We start from the raw sequence: 15563 nt of genomic DNA on the forward strand, positions 1-15563 counted from the left end.
ATTTCTAACCTCTAATCAGAAAATATCCCCGGTTAACCGCATCAAAAAGCCGCCTCCACCACCCATTTCAGGTACGCGGTAAGAGATTACGGCTTCTTCCTTTGATCACTTGAGATTCAATTTCATCTTCCGTCTTTTTGGCTAATGCATAGGCTTCTACAGGACTCCCTGTCGCTAGTGCCGGGATACTTCTCCATACCCATGCCTTCTGTGAATGTCTCATTGCTAAGCTCCTTGCATCGTGCGGGATAACTGTCTACCTTTAGTTTATCCAGCTCAAAGAGGCTCTATCCGCACAAGATTCTACTTACAACACAACAGAAACAAGCAGACTTTACGCGCAGGAAGCTTGTAGCCAACAGAAGCAGGAGGCTTACTGGAATTTCGGCAAATACGTTTGAGCTGGTGTTTGCTTTCAAATCCCCAATTGGTTCGCTTTTGCTGAGCGCAATATGTAGAATAGGCGTATCAATACAACAATAGCGAGGTGGAAAGGATTAACAGCATGGATAAAAGAGTGCTTGTCGTAGACGATGAATGCTCTATCGTGAAAGCGATCGCCTATGCACTGCGGCGGGAAGGCTTTCAGGTCGAAACGGCCGCTGACGGCGAAGCCGCGCTTAGACTCGTCGAATCGTTCCAGCCGCAAGTGTTCGTACTGGACGTTATGATGCCAGGGCTGTCTGGTTATGATGTGTGCCGTCGGCTGGAGAACCGGAGAGGGATTGGCATCCTATTGCTCACGGTCAAGAACGACATTGTAGACAAAGTACTAGGCCTAGAGCTGGGTGCAGATGATTATATGACCAAGCCGTTCGATATTCGGGAGCTCGTCGCCCGAGTTAGAGCGCTGCACCGTCGAGTCGAGAAAAGTGCGGAACACGCTCCCTCCGACAGTCCAATTATGATTGGTGCGGTGACAGTAAACCCGTCACATCGTGACGTACAGGTGGCCGGTGAGAAGGTGGGGCTGACGCCCAAAGAATTCGAGCTGCTACACCTGCTCGTCCTCCATTCGGAACGGGTATACACGCGCGAGGAACTACTAGATCTTGTCTGGGGGCTCGACTATGACGGGGGCACGCGCACTGTCGACATTCATATACAGCGAATCCGCAGTAAGCTGGGCGACGAAGGTCAACGTCTGCTCCAGACCGTATACGGAGTAGGTTACAAGGCCACCCGGGAGTCCTTATGAGGGTGAGCTTACGATGGAAGTTCTCCCTGCTGCTCGCCGGCCTGTTGTTGTTCACGGTGAGCGTGCTTAGTGTGCTAGTACTACGCAGTATCCGTCACAACCAACGTACTGGACTGGAGCGTGAAATGGCGGAGATGACGAACCGCGCCGAATTGACGGTGAAGATGAGCTACTTGTCCGGGGAACAGGTCAGCTTGAAGGCATTCATGAAGTATCGTGGCATGGATCTCTCCAATCGATTGGGGCAATCCAACGGACTGCACGTCCGACTGTACGATGAGACCGGTGTCGAGATCGGGAATTCGCTGCCTCTCGTTCCTTCCCCCACTATGCCGGATGCGCTGCAGTATGCACTCCAGGGCAAGGTTGCTTATTCGGACGTCCAGGACGTGCTATATTATTTCACACCCATCATGTTCGAGGAACAACTGATCGCTGTAGCCGAATTCCAGAGACCTGTGGGCGAGCTGCACGCCTTTTACCGGCAGACAAGAACAATGTTCCTCCTATCCGGCTCAACCGTTCTGCTCGCCAGCTTCCTGCTCGGCTTCCTTTATGTCTACCGACAATCCAAAGCTATAACTCTGCTCAAACAGACAGCGAACAACATCGAAGCAGGAGCGTATATTGATCATGCACCACTAGTCCGTAAGGATGAACTTGGCGAATTAAGCGAGGGCATTTATAGCATGAGCCGTGAGATCGAATCGAGTATGAAGAAGTTAGAAACGGAGAAAGCGAAGCTATCGCTTGTCGTAGACAAGCTGCAAGTATTGGAGCAGCAACAGAAGCAATTCATTAACAATATTAGTCATGAACTTAAGACACCTCTCACTTCTATCACTGCATATGCCGATCTACTGGAACTATACCCAGATGATCCTTTACTGTTTCAGCAAGCGATGGAAAGCATTCGCAAGGAATCGTCTAGACTGCACAAGCTAGTGGAAAACGCGCTGCGCCTTGCCTCACTGGAGAAGTACGAATTCGAATACCAGGCTGAAGCCGTGTCACTTGATATCGTGCTGGACGAGCTCGTCTCTCTTATGAAAGGCAAGGCTGACAAATTCGGTCTAACCTTTCAGCTTCACACAGTACCTGCCACCATATGGGCGGAACGCGAGAGTTTAATACACATCTTCGTTAATTTACTGGACAACGCGATCAAATACAACCTCCCCGGTGGAAGCGTCAATATTCGATTGTATACCGAACAGAATCACGCAAAGGTAGAAATTATTGATACGGGAATTGGCATTCCTTTCGAATCCCAGGAGCGAATCTTTGAACCCTTCTACACCGCGAACAAGGCGCGTTCAAAAGAAACGAAAGGAAGCGGCTTGGGACTTGCTCTCGTTCAGCAATGGGTGGAGAAGCAAAGAGGAATCATACAATTGAAACGGTCAGACTCCACTGGGAGCGTGTTTGAAGTACAGTTTCCCCTCTATCATCATGATTCTGTATAAGTCCCAACTTCTCTCTTCTCCAAGTCTCAATCCGTTTACAACTTGGAAACAATTAGAAATACTGTGGAGACATCCTGTTGGTACACTCTTATCAGATTTATAACACAGCTTAGAAGGAGATACATCATTCATGAAGATGAAACAAGTTGGGATCGTATTACTAGCGGTTGGGATCGCAGGCTGCAGCAGCACAACACAGAATAACGGCGGTGGAGCAACTAATAGCCCACCAGTTACCGTCATCGACAAGAACAAGCCAGAGAAGCCTGATTCGCAAACCGATAAACCAATCACCATGGATCAACTCGAGCGACTTGACGGCCTGTATGCGCAAGATTGGCTGAACGAGAACGAATTGTTAATTGCCCAGACGAATCCGGACGCGAAGAAGATTGATTCCGACTCTGGTCCAATGAAGCCTGCCCAGCTGTACATTTACAATTTGAAAACGAAGCAGGTCAAAGCGCTGAAACCGAGCGAAGACCGCGTGCATGAGAGTCCGATTGTCTCGCCGGACGGCCAATATGTCTTTTTCCATGAAAACACCTCGTTCATGATGGACGGGGGCCGCGGTGTCCTTGTGCATTTGCCAACCGGAACTAGCCGAATAATCACGGATAAGGATAAGGGCGGACAGGAATGGGGTCAGTGGACAGACTCCAGCCATCTGATCGTCGGCAACGGTAAAGGTGCTATTTTGCAGGTTGGGACAGTTAGTAAAGACGAGGTATTGCTTGGCAAAGATGAAAACGTCATATTCGATTATGCAGCGAAGACCGGGAATACGCTCTTCTACGTCAACCCTAATCCCGATAACACACTGTCGGCCTACAATCTGGAGACGAAGAAAGAGACGATCGTGGACAAATCCGTCTGGAGAATGTCACTGTCCCCTGACGGCAATCAGTTAGCCATGCTGAAGAGTACGGGGGATACGGAACGCACGCTGTTCCTCATGAACTCGAACGACACCTCGAAGCGGACTAAGCTCGCCGTGACGACTCAGATGTACGCTTTCGATTGGTCCCCAGATAGCTCGTACTTGGCGTTCGCCGTGTATAACAAGGACAGGGACGGCATGAACGGTGTCTACGTTGCGAATGCGAAGACAGGCAAGATCGAGCAACTCGGCGATTTCCAGGATGTCGCAACCGTCGCCTGGAGCCCTTCTGGCAAGCAACTAATGGTCTCGACGAGCACATTTGCGGATAATAAGCCCAAACTCACGACTTATCGGCTAGTGTTGAAGTGATTAACAAGATTAATATGTTGATTACACCAACGAGAACGAATATTACAATAACAAAAAAGCGTCCAACATATTAGTCACGACTAATATGTTGGACGCTTTTTAAATTTGAAATTTTTGATGTTAAGGTCTTGATAAATAGGAAGCAATCTTCGACATTTTTTTCATTAACTGTGGCTATCTAAAATGAGAGTAACCGGGCCCCAATTGGTCAGCGACACATCCATCATCGCTCCAAAAACACCCGTCTCCACTTGAAGGCCTCCAGCTCTAAGCTCTTGGTTAAAGTAATCATAAAGTCGCTCGGCCTCCGCAGGAGCTGCTGCTCCCATGAAATTCGGCCGTCTCCCCTTACGACAATCCCCGTATAAAGTAAACTGGGATACTGAAAGAATCGCTCCCTCAGTCTCTGTGACACTGTAGTTCATTTTACCAGCATCATCTTCAAAAATTCGCAGTCCTGCTATTTTATCCGCCAAATATTTGGCATCCTTTTCTGTATCCTCATGCGTAACGCCAACTAGCAGCATTAAGCCTTTGCCAATTTCTCCGGTCACTGCCTTATCCACGGTTACTTTGGCGTCCTTACAACGCTGTACTACAACTCTCATCGTACTACTCCGCTCCTTGCCCTATTGCATGATCCGATTCACTGTATATACATCCTTGACTCGTTTCACTTTATCTACAACGGATTGCAGATGTTCCGTGTTACGAATGAGAATGGTCATATGAATCATTGCCATTTTATTCTTGTCAGAGCGCCCAGTGACCGCAGAAATGTTCGTTTTACTCTCGGAAACTGCCTGCAGCACTTCATTGAGCAGTCCATTACGATCATGACCTGTAATCTCAATATCCACACTGTAGTTTGCTTCCATCGTACCTTCCCATTCCACTTCAATCACCCTTGCTGCTTCTTCTCCGTCACCTTCACCCGGAATATTAGGACAATCCTGGCGATGTACAGATACTCCCCGGCCCCGTGTAACATACCCTACAATGTCGTCACCCGGTACCGGATTACAACATCGTGCAAAACGGACAAGTAAATTTTCAATTCCCTTTACACTAACACCATTGGTCGGTTGATTACGTTTTTCGCCGGAAGACTTGATCTCCTTCATCTCTGAAGTAAGCTCTAAATGATTAGCAGCTTCTTCCTGCTCTTTGCGCAGCTTTTCCGTCAAACGGGAAGCAATCTGCGAAGCGGTAATCCCACCAAATCCAACGGCAGACAGCATATCCTCAACATCGTTAAAAGCAAATTTCTTCGCTGCTTCTAAAAGCTTATCATCAGAAATCCACTCAGAAACCTCGACATTCAGACGCTTCAGCTCACGTTCAATCGCTTCGCGACCTTTTTCGACATTTTCCTCACGTTTTTCTTTTTTGAACCATTGTTTAATTTTGCTTCGCGCATGTGAGGATTGAGCAATCTTGAGCCAGTCGCGGCTTGGTCCGTACGAATGCTTCGATGTCAGTATCTCTACAATATCGCCCGTCTTCAACTTGTGATCCAACGGTACGATCCGCCCGTTCACCTTAGAACCAATCGTACGATTACCCACTTCCGTATGAATACGGAATGCGAAATCAAGTGGTACAGAACCCGCAGGAAGCTCAATAACCTCGCCTTTAGGCGTAAACACGAACACAAGATCCGAGAAAAAGTCCATTTTGAGTGATTTTACGAACTCTTCTGCATCCTTGGCCTCATGCTGAAGCTCCAATATTTCGCGAAAAAAAGGCATCCGATTCTCAGGATTCACATTATTGCTGGTTCCTTCTTTGTATGCCCAGTGTGCTGCTATCCCGAATTCAGCCGTGCGATGCATTTCCCAAGTGCGAATTTGCACTTCGGTTGGCTCTCCGCCAGGACCTACCACTGTAGTATGCAAAGATTGATACATATTGGCTTTGGGCATAGCTATATAATCTTTAAATCGACCTGGCATTGGCTTCCAAAGGGTATGAATAATTCCGAGGGTTGCATAACAATCCTTGATATTATCCACAATGATACGGATGGCCAGCAGGTCATAGATCTCATTAAACTGTTTGTTTTTCGTACTCATTTTGTTATAGACACTGTAGATATGCTTCGGACGACCTGAAAGATCACCTTCAATGCCCATTTCATCCAGCTTGGCACGAATACGGCCAATTACGCTGTCGATAAATTGCTCACGTTCAGCCCGCTTCTTATGCACTAGATTAGCAATGCGATAATACTGCTGCGGATTCAAGTAACGAAGCGCAATATCCTCCATCTCCCACTTAATCGCGGAAATCCCCAAACGATCAGCCACAGGACAGAAAATCTCCAGCGTTTCGTATGAAATACGTCGCTGGCTCTCTTCAGATTGGTACTTTAACGTACGCATATTATGCAGACGATCCGCTAGTTTGATAACGATGACCCGGATATCCTGCGCCATCGCAATAAACATCTTACGGTAATTCTCGTTCTGCTGCTCTTCCTTTGAGCGAAAACGGATGCGTTCCAGCTTAGTTAAGCCATCGACAAGCATCGCGCAGGTATCGCCAAATTTCGCGCGGATTTGTTCCAATGAGACCGTCGTATCTTCCACAACATCATGCAAAAGCGCCGCAACAATAGATATAACATCCATTTGCATATTGACGACAATATCTGCCACCGCCAGCGGATGCAGAATGTATGGCTCCCCCGACTTGCGGATCTGCCCGTGATGAGCCTGATCGGCAAATTCATAAGCTTCCCGGATGCGGAGAAGATCTTTATCTTTTATATAGGCGCCAGCCTTATCAATTAATCGCTCTATGCCCATTCTCGTCGTATCCGTTTCCTTTCTATAATAAAATGAACCCGCAATCATTCTGAAATCTGCAGGTTCCAATCATTTCGCAAGCAACTTACGCTCTTGTTCAAAGTTGTCTATAATTATGACGCTTACGAGGGATTACGTCAACACTTGCCATCTCATGGTACTCAAGAAGTAAAAGTTATGAAAATCGGACAAATTAATAACACTTGTGAAAATGTTGTTGTAAAAATGTCCAGTTCTATTTAATCTAGTAAAGGCGGATTTTCGCTGGACAACATCATATCCATTAAGAAAGAGGAGTGAACTCCATTGCAACGCGAAATTCAAGTTAATGAAAAACTTCCATGGGGCCCCGGTTTTCTATTAAGCCTACAGCATTTGTTCGCCATGTTTGGCAGTACAGTGCTAGTGCCTAACTTGTTCGGGGTTGACCCTGGCATGATTTTGCTGATGAACGGTATCGGCACACTGCTATACATTTGGATTTGCCGTGGTAAAATACCTGCTTACCTTGGCTCCAGCTTTGCATTTATCGCACCCGTATTATCAGTGCTTGCTGATCATAAAGATGATCATATGAAAGGGTACTCGCTTGCTTTGGGCGCTTTCATCATCACAGGTGTTATCTTTGTGCTCGTTGCTTTGATCATCCGTTATGCAGGAACAAAATGGATCGATGTTGTCTTCCCTCCAGCAGTAATGGGAGCTATCGTAGCAACGATCGGACTTGAACTTGTGCCTGTTGCCGCGCGAATGGCAGGACTTATTGCCCCAGAAGGTGTTGCAGTTGCAGACTGGACTCCAGATGGCAAAGCAATCACACTTTCTATGGTGACACTGGGTGTAACCGTAATTGGAGCTGTACTCTTCCGCGGTTTCCCAAAAATCATTCACATCCTCATCGGTATCGTAACTGGTTATGGTTTAGCTTATATTATGAAAATGGTGGATACGGCTGCAATATCTAATGCGAATTTTTTAGCGCACCCTACCATTGTTACTCCATCCTTCGATTGGAATGTAATCCTAACTATCATCCCAGTATCGCTAGTAGTAATCGTTGAACATATTGGACACTTACTTGTAACCAGCAATATTGTTGGCAGAGATCTGGCTAAAGACCCTGGACTTGACCGCTCCCTGATGGGTAACGGGATATCTACAATTATCTCCGGTTTTATCGGTTCTACTCCAAATACAACCTACGGTGAGAATATCGGGGTTATGGCATTAACTAAAGTTTATTCTGTATATGTGATCGGTGGCGCAGCAGTGATTGCGATTCTGCTATCGTTCTCTGGAACTTTCTCCTCCGTTATCGCTAACATCCCAACACCTGTAATGGGTGGTGTATCACTACTTTTGTTCGGTGTAATTGCCGCATCCGGTCTACGAATCTTCGTAGAGCAAAAAGTTGATTTTTCCAAAGCTACTAACATGATTATGGCTACGTTGGTGCTTGTTGTCGGAATTAGTGGTACAACCCTTACTATGGGTAGTGTAAAACTTAGTGGTATGGCTCTAGCTACGATTGTTGGTATCGTTCTAGCCCTATTCTTCAAACTCATTGAAGTTCTTGGACTGTCTAATGAAGGTGGAGAAAGCGATAAAGCTGCTCATTAATTTATTTATGAATTAATAACTCAAAAAGACTGCTCCAGATCCATTTTATGGATTGGGCAGTCTTTTTTCGTATCTCTTTTGACCAAAAAAATCGAAAAACAGCAACCCTCCGCTAGTAGTAACAGAGAATTGCTGTTGTTTGCACTTTTCCACATTATTCGATACATAAATCCCGATTTATTTCCCGGGAAAAGACAAGTTTATCGTATTAATCTTCGTAATCAACTAATGTAATAACTTCAATTCCAGAAAGCTTATTACGTCCAGCAAGCTCAACCAATTCAATCAAAAACGCTGCGCCTACCACTTTACCACCAAGCTGCTCCACAAGGTTAACCGAAGTAGCTATAGTACCTCCTGTTGCTAACAAATCATCAGCAATCAATACATTTTGTCCAGGCTTAATAGCATCCGTGTGAACAGCAAGTGTGTCTTTACCATATTCAAGATCATATCCAACCTCGATAGTCTCATACGGCAGTTTACCACTCTTACGAATCGGCACAAAGCCTACGCCCAATGCGTAAGCAAGAGGTGCACCAACTACAAAACCACGTGCTTCCGGTCCAGCGATCACATCGATTTCTAAGTGGGATACAAGAGCTTTCAAGGCATCAATTGCCTGGCGATATGCATCACCGTCTTTTAACAAGGTGGTGATATCTTTAAAACTAATACCTTCTTTTGGGAAATCAGGAATCACGCGAATACTATCTTTAAAATCCAAATTTTTCATCTCCTAAAAGTTTTGTTAGCATATGCTACATTGTGTTCGGTTCGACAAAACTTACTTCGTAAGCGTCTGCTTTGTTTTGTTAGCATATGCTACTTTGAGTCCGGTTCGACAAAACTTACTTCGTAAGCGTCTGCTTTGTTTTGTTAGCATATGCTACTTTGAGTCCGTTTCGGCAAAACTTGCTTCGTAAGCGCCTGCTTTGTTTTGTTTAGTCTTTATGATACGCCTAAACGGCGTGATAACATCCAATCCTGCAGTTCAGACAAGCTACCTTCCATGAAGTACTGCTCCATTTCCGCCATCTGCCCCAGTCTAACAAAATGTCTTGATGCTGTCAGGCTTTTAGCTGCAGGTTGCGTAATAAAGGTTACACTTCCCTGACTTCTTTCAATAAACTCAAGCTCCTCGAACACATCTAGCATATTACTAAGCATTCGAATACTTAATGAGGATTGTCGACTTAGCCGCAGCAGCACTTCATGTTCAGGCGTTGCAACAGCAGTGATCGAAGCCAGCAGTTTATAAAGTATTTTAAAATGATCCCTTGTCGGAATGATAAGTCGTTCTCGGCCATCCTTTATAGAATGCAATAGTGCGATATTATCAGCATTAGGAAAAGCCTTCAGTAACGCGTCTAGTTGTTCAGGAGTCTCCGGCATATCCAGTAGACATAACAGTGAGACATGCCCTGATTCCTGAATCGAATCATCCTTAATAGCGGCGCTAATGCCAGCTTCTTTATCATATACCCAGAAGGACATTCCTATCAATTCAGTCTGTGAAGACATACGTCCACTCTGGAATACTGCTGCAGCACGATATGGGCCAGCACCACTATAGGGAAGCAGCACCTCTCTAATATGCGCAGCCTGCCGTACAGCGTCAGCAGCACCACGAAGATCAAATAATTGAGCATCCTGAACTGATAAATCCTGTAGCATCAGCTGTGGTTTCCTCGAGCCATTCCATTCGTTGATCGACAGTTCAGCCAGCACATTGATCGGGGTGCCCACAGGGAGCAGCTTAGCCAAATCCCCTTTACCAAAAGCCAAGGCTTCGATCGTACTCTTACCCTGTTGCAAGACGATCTTCAAGTGTTTTCCTTCTTGCCCCATGGTGCGTGTCTCTTTCACTGTAGCCCCGCGAATGATGAACTTTGGCAATGGATTCGACATCCCGAAAGGTGCAAGCCTTTCCAATTCAAGCGCGGTCTGTAGGGACAAATCGGAAATCGACACTTCTGCATCAGCAGAAGTAACAGGAACGAAATGCTCCGGTGTTAACACAGTAGCAGCGTATTCATTTAATGCCCCAGCGAAGGCTTCTAAGCCGTCCCGATGCAGACTCATTCCCGCGGCTGCTGGATGACCACCGAAATGATCCATTAAGGTAGAACAAGAGGATAACGCCGCATATATATCAAGTCCAGGAATAGAGCGGGCAGAACCTTTGCACATGCCGGTCTCCGGATGAATATCCAGAATAATTACAGGTCGATAGTAACGCTCCAGCAGTTTGGAAGCCACTATGCCTACCACACCCACATTCCAGCCTTGTTCAGCAAGGACTATGATGTCTGGTATTTCTCCACCCTGAGTCATCTGCTCCAGTTTTGCAGTGGCCTCCACTACAATTCTTTCTACGACCAATTGGCGTTCTTTATTAAGCAGATCAAGCTCCCCAGCCAGTTGCTCTGCCTCATCAGTATGCTCGGTTGTAAGCAACGCCACTGCCCGTCCAGCATGATCCAGACGACCACTCGCATTGATACGAGGCGCCATTCCAAAAGCGATATTAACCGCACTCACAGTACTCATGGTCACGCCGCTAACACCGAGTAAGGCACGAATACCTGGGAATCGAGAATTTCGCATACTCACCAAACCGTTTCGAACAATCTCACGATTCTCACCCAGCAGCGGCATTAAATCTGCTACAGTACCGATAGCAGCTATCTCTGCCCATTCTTCGGGAGTTTCCTCCCCTAGCATAGCCTGGGCGAGCTTATAAGCTACACCTACACCTGCCAATCCTTTGAACGGGTAGGGGCAGTCGGGCAGCTTCGGATTAATCAACGTATAAGCCTCTGGGAGAAGCTCTGGTGGCTCATGGTGATCCGTAACAATCACATCAATCCCGAGTTCATTAGCGTAAGCAATCTGATGATAGGCGCTAATGCCAGTATCTACAGTAATGATCAAGGATACACCCTGCTGTAAAGCCCAATCCAAAGCATGATTATGCAGCCCATAGCCCTCATTAGAACGGTGCGGGATATAAATATCAAAGGAAGCGCCTAAGTAACGCAGCAAATGAATCATTAATGCTGTACTGGACACACCATCAGCGTCGTAATCGCCGTAAATCAGAATATGTTCTTCTTCTTTTAAAGCCTTTCTAATTCTGGGAACCGCTTCGGCCATTCCTTTTAGAAGGAACGGATCATGCGGAGCTTCCACACCGCCATCCATGAACGATAGAGCCTCATGTGGCGTATCAATTCCTCTAGTCACTAAGAGTGAGGATAAGAGCGGAGAAATAGAAAGGCTCCGGGCCATATCCCTTACGACGTCGGGATCGGCTGCCGGAGATTGCCATCTTGTTTTTGAATAAAGCAATAGCGCTCACCTTTCTCTCACCTTGCGAACTACTGAAGCAGCGTCGGAATATCATTATCCACCAATTCATAATTACTTTTGTATGGATAACCAGGATCATAAGGAACTACGTCCATATGTACCTCACCAACATGAACAAACCTGTGCTGCAGCAACTTTCTTGCACATTCTGAAATATCCTGTGCTTCCATCACCGTAATACGCGGATTTACACTGATCTTCACTTGCAGATTCACATAATTCCCTTGCTCAAGTGCCTTCAAATGTTCTACACGAATAACACCATGAACACGTTGTACGGTTTCAATAAAATTAGCTGCCTCCTCAGAAGGTAGCTCCTGCGCATTCTTAACACTAACAGTATTAACAATGAGCAAATAACCTTTACGTAGAATTAAGCATCCTGTTAAAAGTGCAGCAATAGGGTCCATATAGAGTAGAGGATGCCAATAGGTACCCCCCATTGATAACGATATCCCAACTAATACTGTGATAGAAGTATACAAACTGAAACGATGACTATTGGCATAAGCAGCATGACTGCCATCACCTATTTTTTTAAAGTACCGATATTGATATTGAAATACAGCTTCTTTAAGTACAATAGATAGTAAGACCGTTACAAGTGCAAGTTCTCCGCGAGTGGATGACTGTCCCTCGGTTAAGTCACGGATTGCAGAGAAGGCGATTTGCAGCCCCCCCATAAGAATTAATACCGAAAAAAGTATAGCTAAAAGCGGCTCCTTATTCCCTCGTCGCTCTTCTATCCGATGCTTGCTCTTTCTGCTTTGTTCAGAGCGCCATGGGAGAATATCCGCCAATTTAGCTGCAGCATCTGCTCCAGAATATAATGCATCGCCCATTAAAGCCTTGCTACCTGAAATATAGCCAAAACTCCCCTTAGCTACTGCCAAAGTAACATCGCTGATGATCCCTGTCCAAGCAACCGTCTTGCTTTGCGGTGATCGTTCTTTATTCATACGAGGCCCCCCTTACCACTAGCAAGTAATCTCATGATGATACAATACACATGACATACTACCCCAAAGATTTCGAAAGCCGCGTCGCATTTGACGCGGCTTTCTTAAATTATAAAGTTGATGTTTTTTTCATTCAAGTGTAGCCATGTTATTTCTCTTGAGACATTACCCTTTAGCCGGGCTCTTTACCTTTATCTTCTCACGCTTCTTAAGCAGTAGCCAGACCGGACTTGCAATAAAGATAGAGGAGTACGCTCCGAATAGCAATCCGATAACCATCGCAAGCGAGAACATCTTGATGGACTCGCCTCCAAGAATCAACAGGAAGAACGCCGCAATAAATACGGTAAATGCTGTGTAAAGAGAACGCATAAGCGTTTGAGCCACACTCTTATTCACAAGCTCTTTTAAATCCTCATAGGTTTTTTGTTTACCAAAACGCAAATTCTCACGGATACGGTCAAAGATAACGATCGTATCATTGATGGAATAACCGATAATCGTAAGCACCGCAATAATAAACGTCAAATCCACTTCCAAGCGGAAGATGGAGAAGATTGCAACGACCATAAAGGCATCATGGATCAATGAAACAATAGCTGCCAATGCAAATCGCCATTCAAAACGAATACTTACATAAATGATAATCCCTAGACAAGAAATGAGAACCGCATAGATCGCATTGCGTGCAAGTTCTTTAGACATTTCAGTATCCACGGTGTTAATCTCAAACGATGCTTTTTCGTCCAGCTTCAAGATCTCTGCTTTAAGAGCTTCATCTTGTTGCTCATCGAGCACTTGATCATAACGAACGTTAACCCGTTCACTTCCTATCGTAATGCTTGGCTCACTTGAAATCCCAGTTTTTTCAACTGCTGAATTAACCTCTTCCAATGTCAAATTCTTAGACAGAGAGATATCAACATTAGATCCCGCTTTGAAATCAACGCTGTAATTCAATCCAAAGGTTGCTAGGAAAATCAAACCTGCCACTGTAAGGGCGATAGAAAAAACATAGAAAAATTTACTCAAATGTACGAAATCAAGCTCTTTCTTAAAGCGCACGAATATCACTCTCCTTAACACCGAAACTCTTCGGTTTGTTCAGCTTACCGGCTTTAACAAGCTGGCTAAGCAACCAGTGGGAGAAATAAAGATTCGTAGCGATACTCAGAACGATTTCCACGATCAGTACCAATGCGAAACCTTTGACTGCACCTGTACCGAAGGCGAACATGACACCTGCCACAATAACAGTTGTGACATTGGAGTCCATTACTGTCCGGAAAGAGGATTTATTACCTGCTTTAACAGAGGAAAGTACACTTTTACCACTGCGCATTTCTTCTCTTATCCGTTCATTTGTAATGATATTGGCATCGACGGCCATCCCTATACCCAGAATAAATGCGGCTATACCAGGCAACGTCAATGTGAAGTCTGCTAAGACAAAGACTACAATTAGCAGCCATGTATGCAAGATCAGCGCAAAACTAGCCAAGAGACCTGGCAAGCGATACATACCGATCATGAAAATAAGAATAATCAAAGAACCCAAAAGACCGGCTTTGATCGTTTGATCAAGCGATTGTTTACCAAGTGTTGCACCCACACTTTGGGAGTATTTCTCAGTAAGTTTCAGTGGCAACGCACCAAGATTAATAGTGTCAGCCAGTTCACGTGCTTCTTTAATTGTATACTGACCAGAAATAGACGCACTACCATCGGTAAGTACTGCTTGTACCGTAGGGTCAGATAGTTTGTTCTCATCCAAATAAATTGCGAGATTCTTTCCTAAGAGGCGTTTTGTAATCTCTGCGAATTTATCCTTGTCCTTTATTTTGATACTGATGATTGGCTGATTCAGGTTATCCCGTCCAACCTCTGCCGCACCTTCAACAAAATCACTACCTACCAGTTCGATCTTGCTGTAAGTACCTTCAGCGTCACCTTCAGCAGCACTACGGAAAGTCAGAACTGCAGGCTCCTTCATCTTCTTACGAACCTCGGCTTCATCAGTAACGCCTGCAATTTTCAGACGAATACGGTCAGTACCTTCAGTTGTAACCTCTGGTTCACTGGTTCCGAGCGCATTGGCCCGTTTTTCCAAACTTTCTGCTGTTTTCAACAGTGAAGCTCGGGACAACGCTGCTCCCGCTTCCATAGGCTCTGCATGGTACAAAATCTCAAATCCGCCTTTCAGGTCAAGACCAAGTCTAACCTTGTCCAGCAGTCCAGGAGTAGTAAATGCCATGACGCCTGTCAAAACGAGCACGGTAATAATAAAGCCCATTAGTCTCTTCATGCTCTAGCTAGTTCCCCTTTCATTCACTCAATATTCCTATTATAGCTACACGTGAAATGACCGTCAATTCACAGCATAGTCATAGCTATACTCACACAAAGAAACGGCCGCCCCTGCACATATCAGCAAGACATCCGTTTATATAGGAGATGTGAAGTTATTATTATTCTCTTACTTTACTGCTTTATAAGGCTTTTCGCAAAGAAAAGAAGCGAGATGTGTATTGTTCAGTTCAACCCCCGATAAGCTGCAAGAGTCAAATAAGTCATGTAACTATTGGCTTTTAAGGAATAAATATCATTTACCAGCTTATGTAAGGGAGGCATTCCGTCCTTATCATAATTACGACTGATACAATCCCAAATATCCTTGCTGGTTACATACTCATAGCCGAGGAGCCGGAATTCTTCAGCTTTGCTGCGGCACATGGCTTCGATTTCTTCACTATGTTGATCATGATTCCACTGTTCCGATTCCACGTGATGACACCTCCAAAGATCGCTCGTGTTCGTATGCTTACCATAGGTATTCGACCCAAGTTCTCTGCTTTCCTCCTTCCGTCATAAAAAGTTACAACT

Annotated in this window: 13 protein-coding genes; 4 read left to right on the top strand and 9 right to left on the bottom strand. The window is 45.3% G+C overall.

Annotation, left to right across the window (positions count from 1 at the left end):
* Positions 1-67: 67 nt before the first annotated feature.
* The gene (locus PAENI_RS32095; RefSeq protein ID WP_179085778.1) at positions 68-223 is read right to left on the bottom strand and encodes a hypothetical protein; all 156 of its coding nucleotides are present in this window, start codon (positions 221-223) and stop codon (positions 68-70) included.
* A 282-nt stretch (positions 224-505) separates the two neighbouring features.
* Here PAENI_RS32095 and PAENI_RS29205 point away from each other — a divergent pair, with 282 nt between their 5' ends.
* The 3 genes from PAENI_RS29205 to PAENI_RS29215 all read left to right on the top strand — a co-directional run bounded on the left by PAENI_RS29205 (position 506) and on the right by PAENI_RS29215 (position 3916).
* Positions 506-1198 carry a response regulator transcription factor gene (locus PAENI_RS29205; RefSeq protein ID WP_149647658.1) on the top strand — a complete coding sequence of 231 codons (693 nt, stop codon included), beginning with the start codon at positions 506-508 and terminating at the stop codon, positions 1196-1198.
* A gap of 2 nt (positions 1199-1200) precedes the next feature.
* Entirely contained in the window at positions 1201-2664 is a 1464-nt protein-coding gene (locus PAENI_RS29210; RefSeq protein WP_188114733.1) for a sensor histidine kinase, read from the top strand.
* A gap of 130 nt (positions 2665-2794) precedes the next feature.
* Positions 2795-3916, top strand: coding sequence for a TolB family protein (locus tag PAENI_RS29215; protein WP_149647660.1), 1122 nt, complete (start codon positions 2795-2797; stop codon positions 3914-3916).
* A 164-nt stretch (positions 3917-4080) separates the two neighbouring features.
* Here PAENI_RS29215 and dtd read toward each other — a convergent pair whose 3' ends face one another.
* Both dtd and PAENI_RS29225 read right to left on the bottom strand, forming a co-directional pair.
* A complete protein-coding gene (dtd, locus tag PAENI_RS29220) occupies positions 4081-4524 on the bottom strand; it encodes a D-aminoacyl-tRNA deacylase (protein ID WP_149647661.1) in 444 nt (147 codons plus the stop codon).
* A gap of 21 nt (positions 4525-4545) precedes the next feature.
* Positions 4546-6726 (bottom strand): RelA/SpoT family protein, encoded by a 2181-nt coding sequence (locus PAENI_RS29225; RefSeq protein WP_149647662.1) that lies wholly within the window; start codon positions 6724-6726, stop codon positions 4546-4548.
* 306 nt (positions 6727-7032) lie between these two features.
* Here PAENI_RS29225 and uraA point away from each other — a divergent pair, with 306 nt between their 5' ends.
* Positions 7033-8346: a uracil permease gene (uraA, locus tag PAENI_RS29230; RefSeq protein ID WP_042191101.1), complete on the top strand. Its 1314-nt coding sequence runs from the start codon at positions 7033-7035 to the stop codon at positions 8344-8346.
* A 208-nt stretch (positions 8347-8554) separates the two neighbouring features.
* Here uraA and PAENI_RS29235 read toward each other — a convergent pair whose 3' ends face one another.
* From PAENI_RS29235 to PAENI_RS29260, 6 genes are all read right to left on the bottom strand, one after another.
* Positions 8555-9073 carry an adenine phosphoribosyltransferase gene (locus PAENI_RS29235; RefSeq protein WP_042191103.1) on the bottom strand — a complete coding sequence of 173 codons (519 nt, stop codon included), beginning with the start codon at positions 9071-9073 and terminating at the stop codon, positions 8555-8557.
* A gap of 224 nt (positions 9074-9297) precedes the next feature.
* A complete protein-coding gene (gene recJ / locus PAENI_RS29240) occupies positions 9298-11700 on the bottom strand; it encodes a single-stranded-DNA-specific exonuclease RecJ (RefSeq protein WP_188114734.1) in 2403 nt (800 codons plus the stop codon).
* 29 nt (positions 11701-11729) lie between these two features.
* The gene (locus PAENI_RS29245) at positions 11730-12680 is read right to left on the bottom strand and encodes a cation diffusion facilitator family transporter (protein ID WP_149647663.1); all 951 of its coding nucleotides are present in this window, start codon (positions 12678-12680) and stop codon (positions 11730-11732) included.
* 165 nt (positions 12681-12845) lie between these two features.
* Entirely contained in the window at positions 12846-13745 is a 900-nt protein-coding gene (gene secF / locus PAENI_RS29250; protein ID WP_076284843.1) for a protein translocase subunit SecF, read from the bottom strand.
* Positions 13735-14985, bottom strand: a complete 1251-nt coding sequence (gene secD / locus PAENI_RS29255) for a protein translocase subunit SecD (protein ID WP_042191112.1) — start codon at positions 14983-14985, stop codon at positions 13735-13737. The genes secF and secD overlap by 11 nt, the downstream gene beginning before the upstream one ends.
* A gap of 227 nt (positions 14986-15212) precedes the next feature.
* Entirely contained in the window at positions 15213-15464 is a 252-nt protein-coding gene (locus PAENI_RS29260) for a post-transcriptional regulator (protein ID WP_042191115.1), read from the bottom strand.
* Positions 15465-15563 lie beyond the last annotated feature (99 nt).

The organism is Paenibacillus sp. B2(2019) (genome assembly GCF_008370385.1).
Taxonomy (GTDB): domain Bacteria; phylum Bacillota; class Bacilli; order Paenibacillales; family Paenibacillaceae; genus Paenibacillus_AQ.

What these genes read in the sequence shown, in the direction of transcription:
- PAENI_RS32095 (WP_179085778.1), bottom strand. Translation starts at nt 223, where the DNA reads ATGAGACATTCACAGAAGGCATGGGTATGGAGAAGTATCCCGGCACTA.
- PAENI_RS29205 (WP_149647658.1), top strand. Translation starts at nt 506, where the DNA reads ATGGATAAAAGAGTGCTTGTCGTAGACGATGAATGCTCTATCGTGAAA.
- PAENI_RS29215 (WP_149647660.1), top strand. Translation starts at nt 2,795, where the DNA reads ATGAAGATGAAACAAGTTGGGATCGTATTACTAGCGGTTGGGATCGCA.
- dtd (WP_149647661.1), bottom strand. Translation starts at nt 4,524, where the DNA reads ATGAGAGTTGTAGTACAGCGTTGTAAGGACGCCAAAGTAACCGTGGAT.
- PAENI_RS29225 (WP_149647662.1), bottom strand. Translation starts at nt 6,726, where the DNA reads ATGGGCATAGAGCGATTAATTGATAAGGCTGGCGCCTATATAAAAGAT.
- PAENI_RS29245 (WP_149647663.1), bottom strand. Translation starts at nt 12,680, where the DNA reads ATGAATAAAGAACGATCACCGCAAAGCAAGACGGTTGCTTGGACAGGG.
- secD (WP_042191112.1), bottom strand. Translation starts at nt 14,985, where the DNA reads ATGAAGAGACTAATGGGCTTTATTATTACCGTGCTCGTTTTGACAGGC.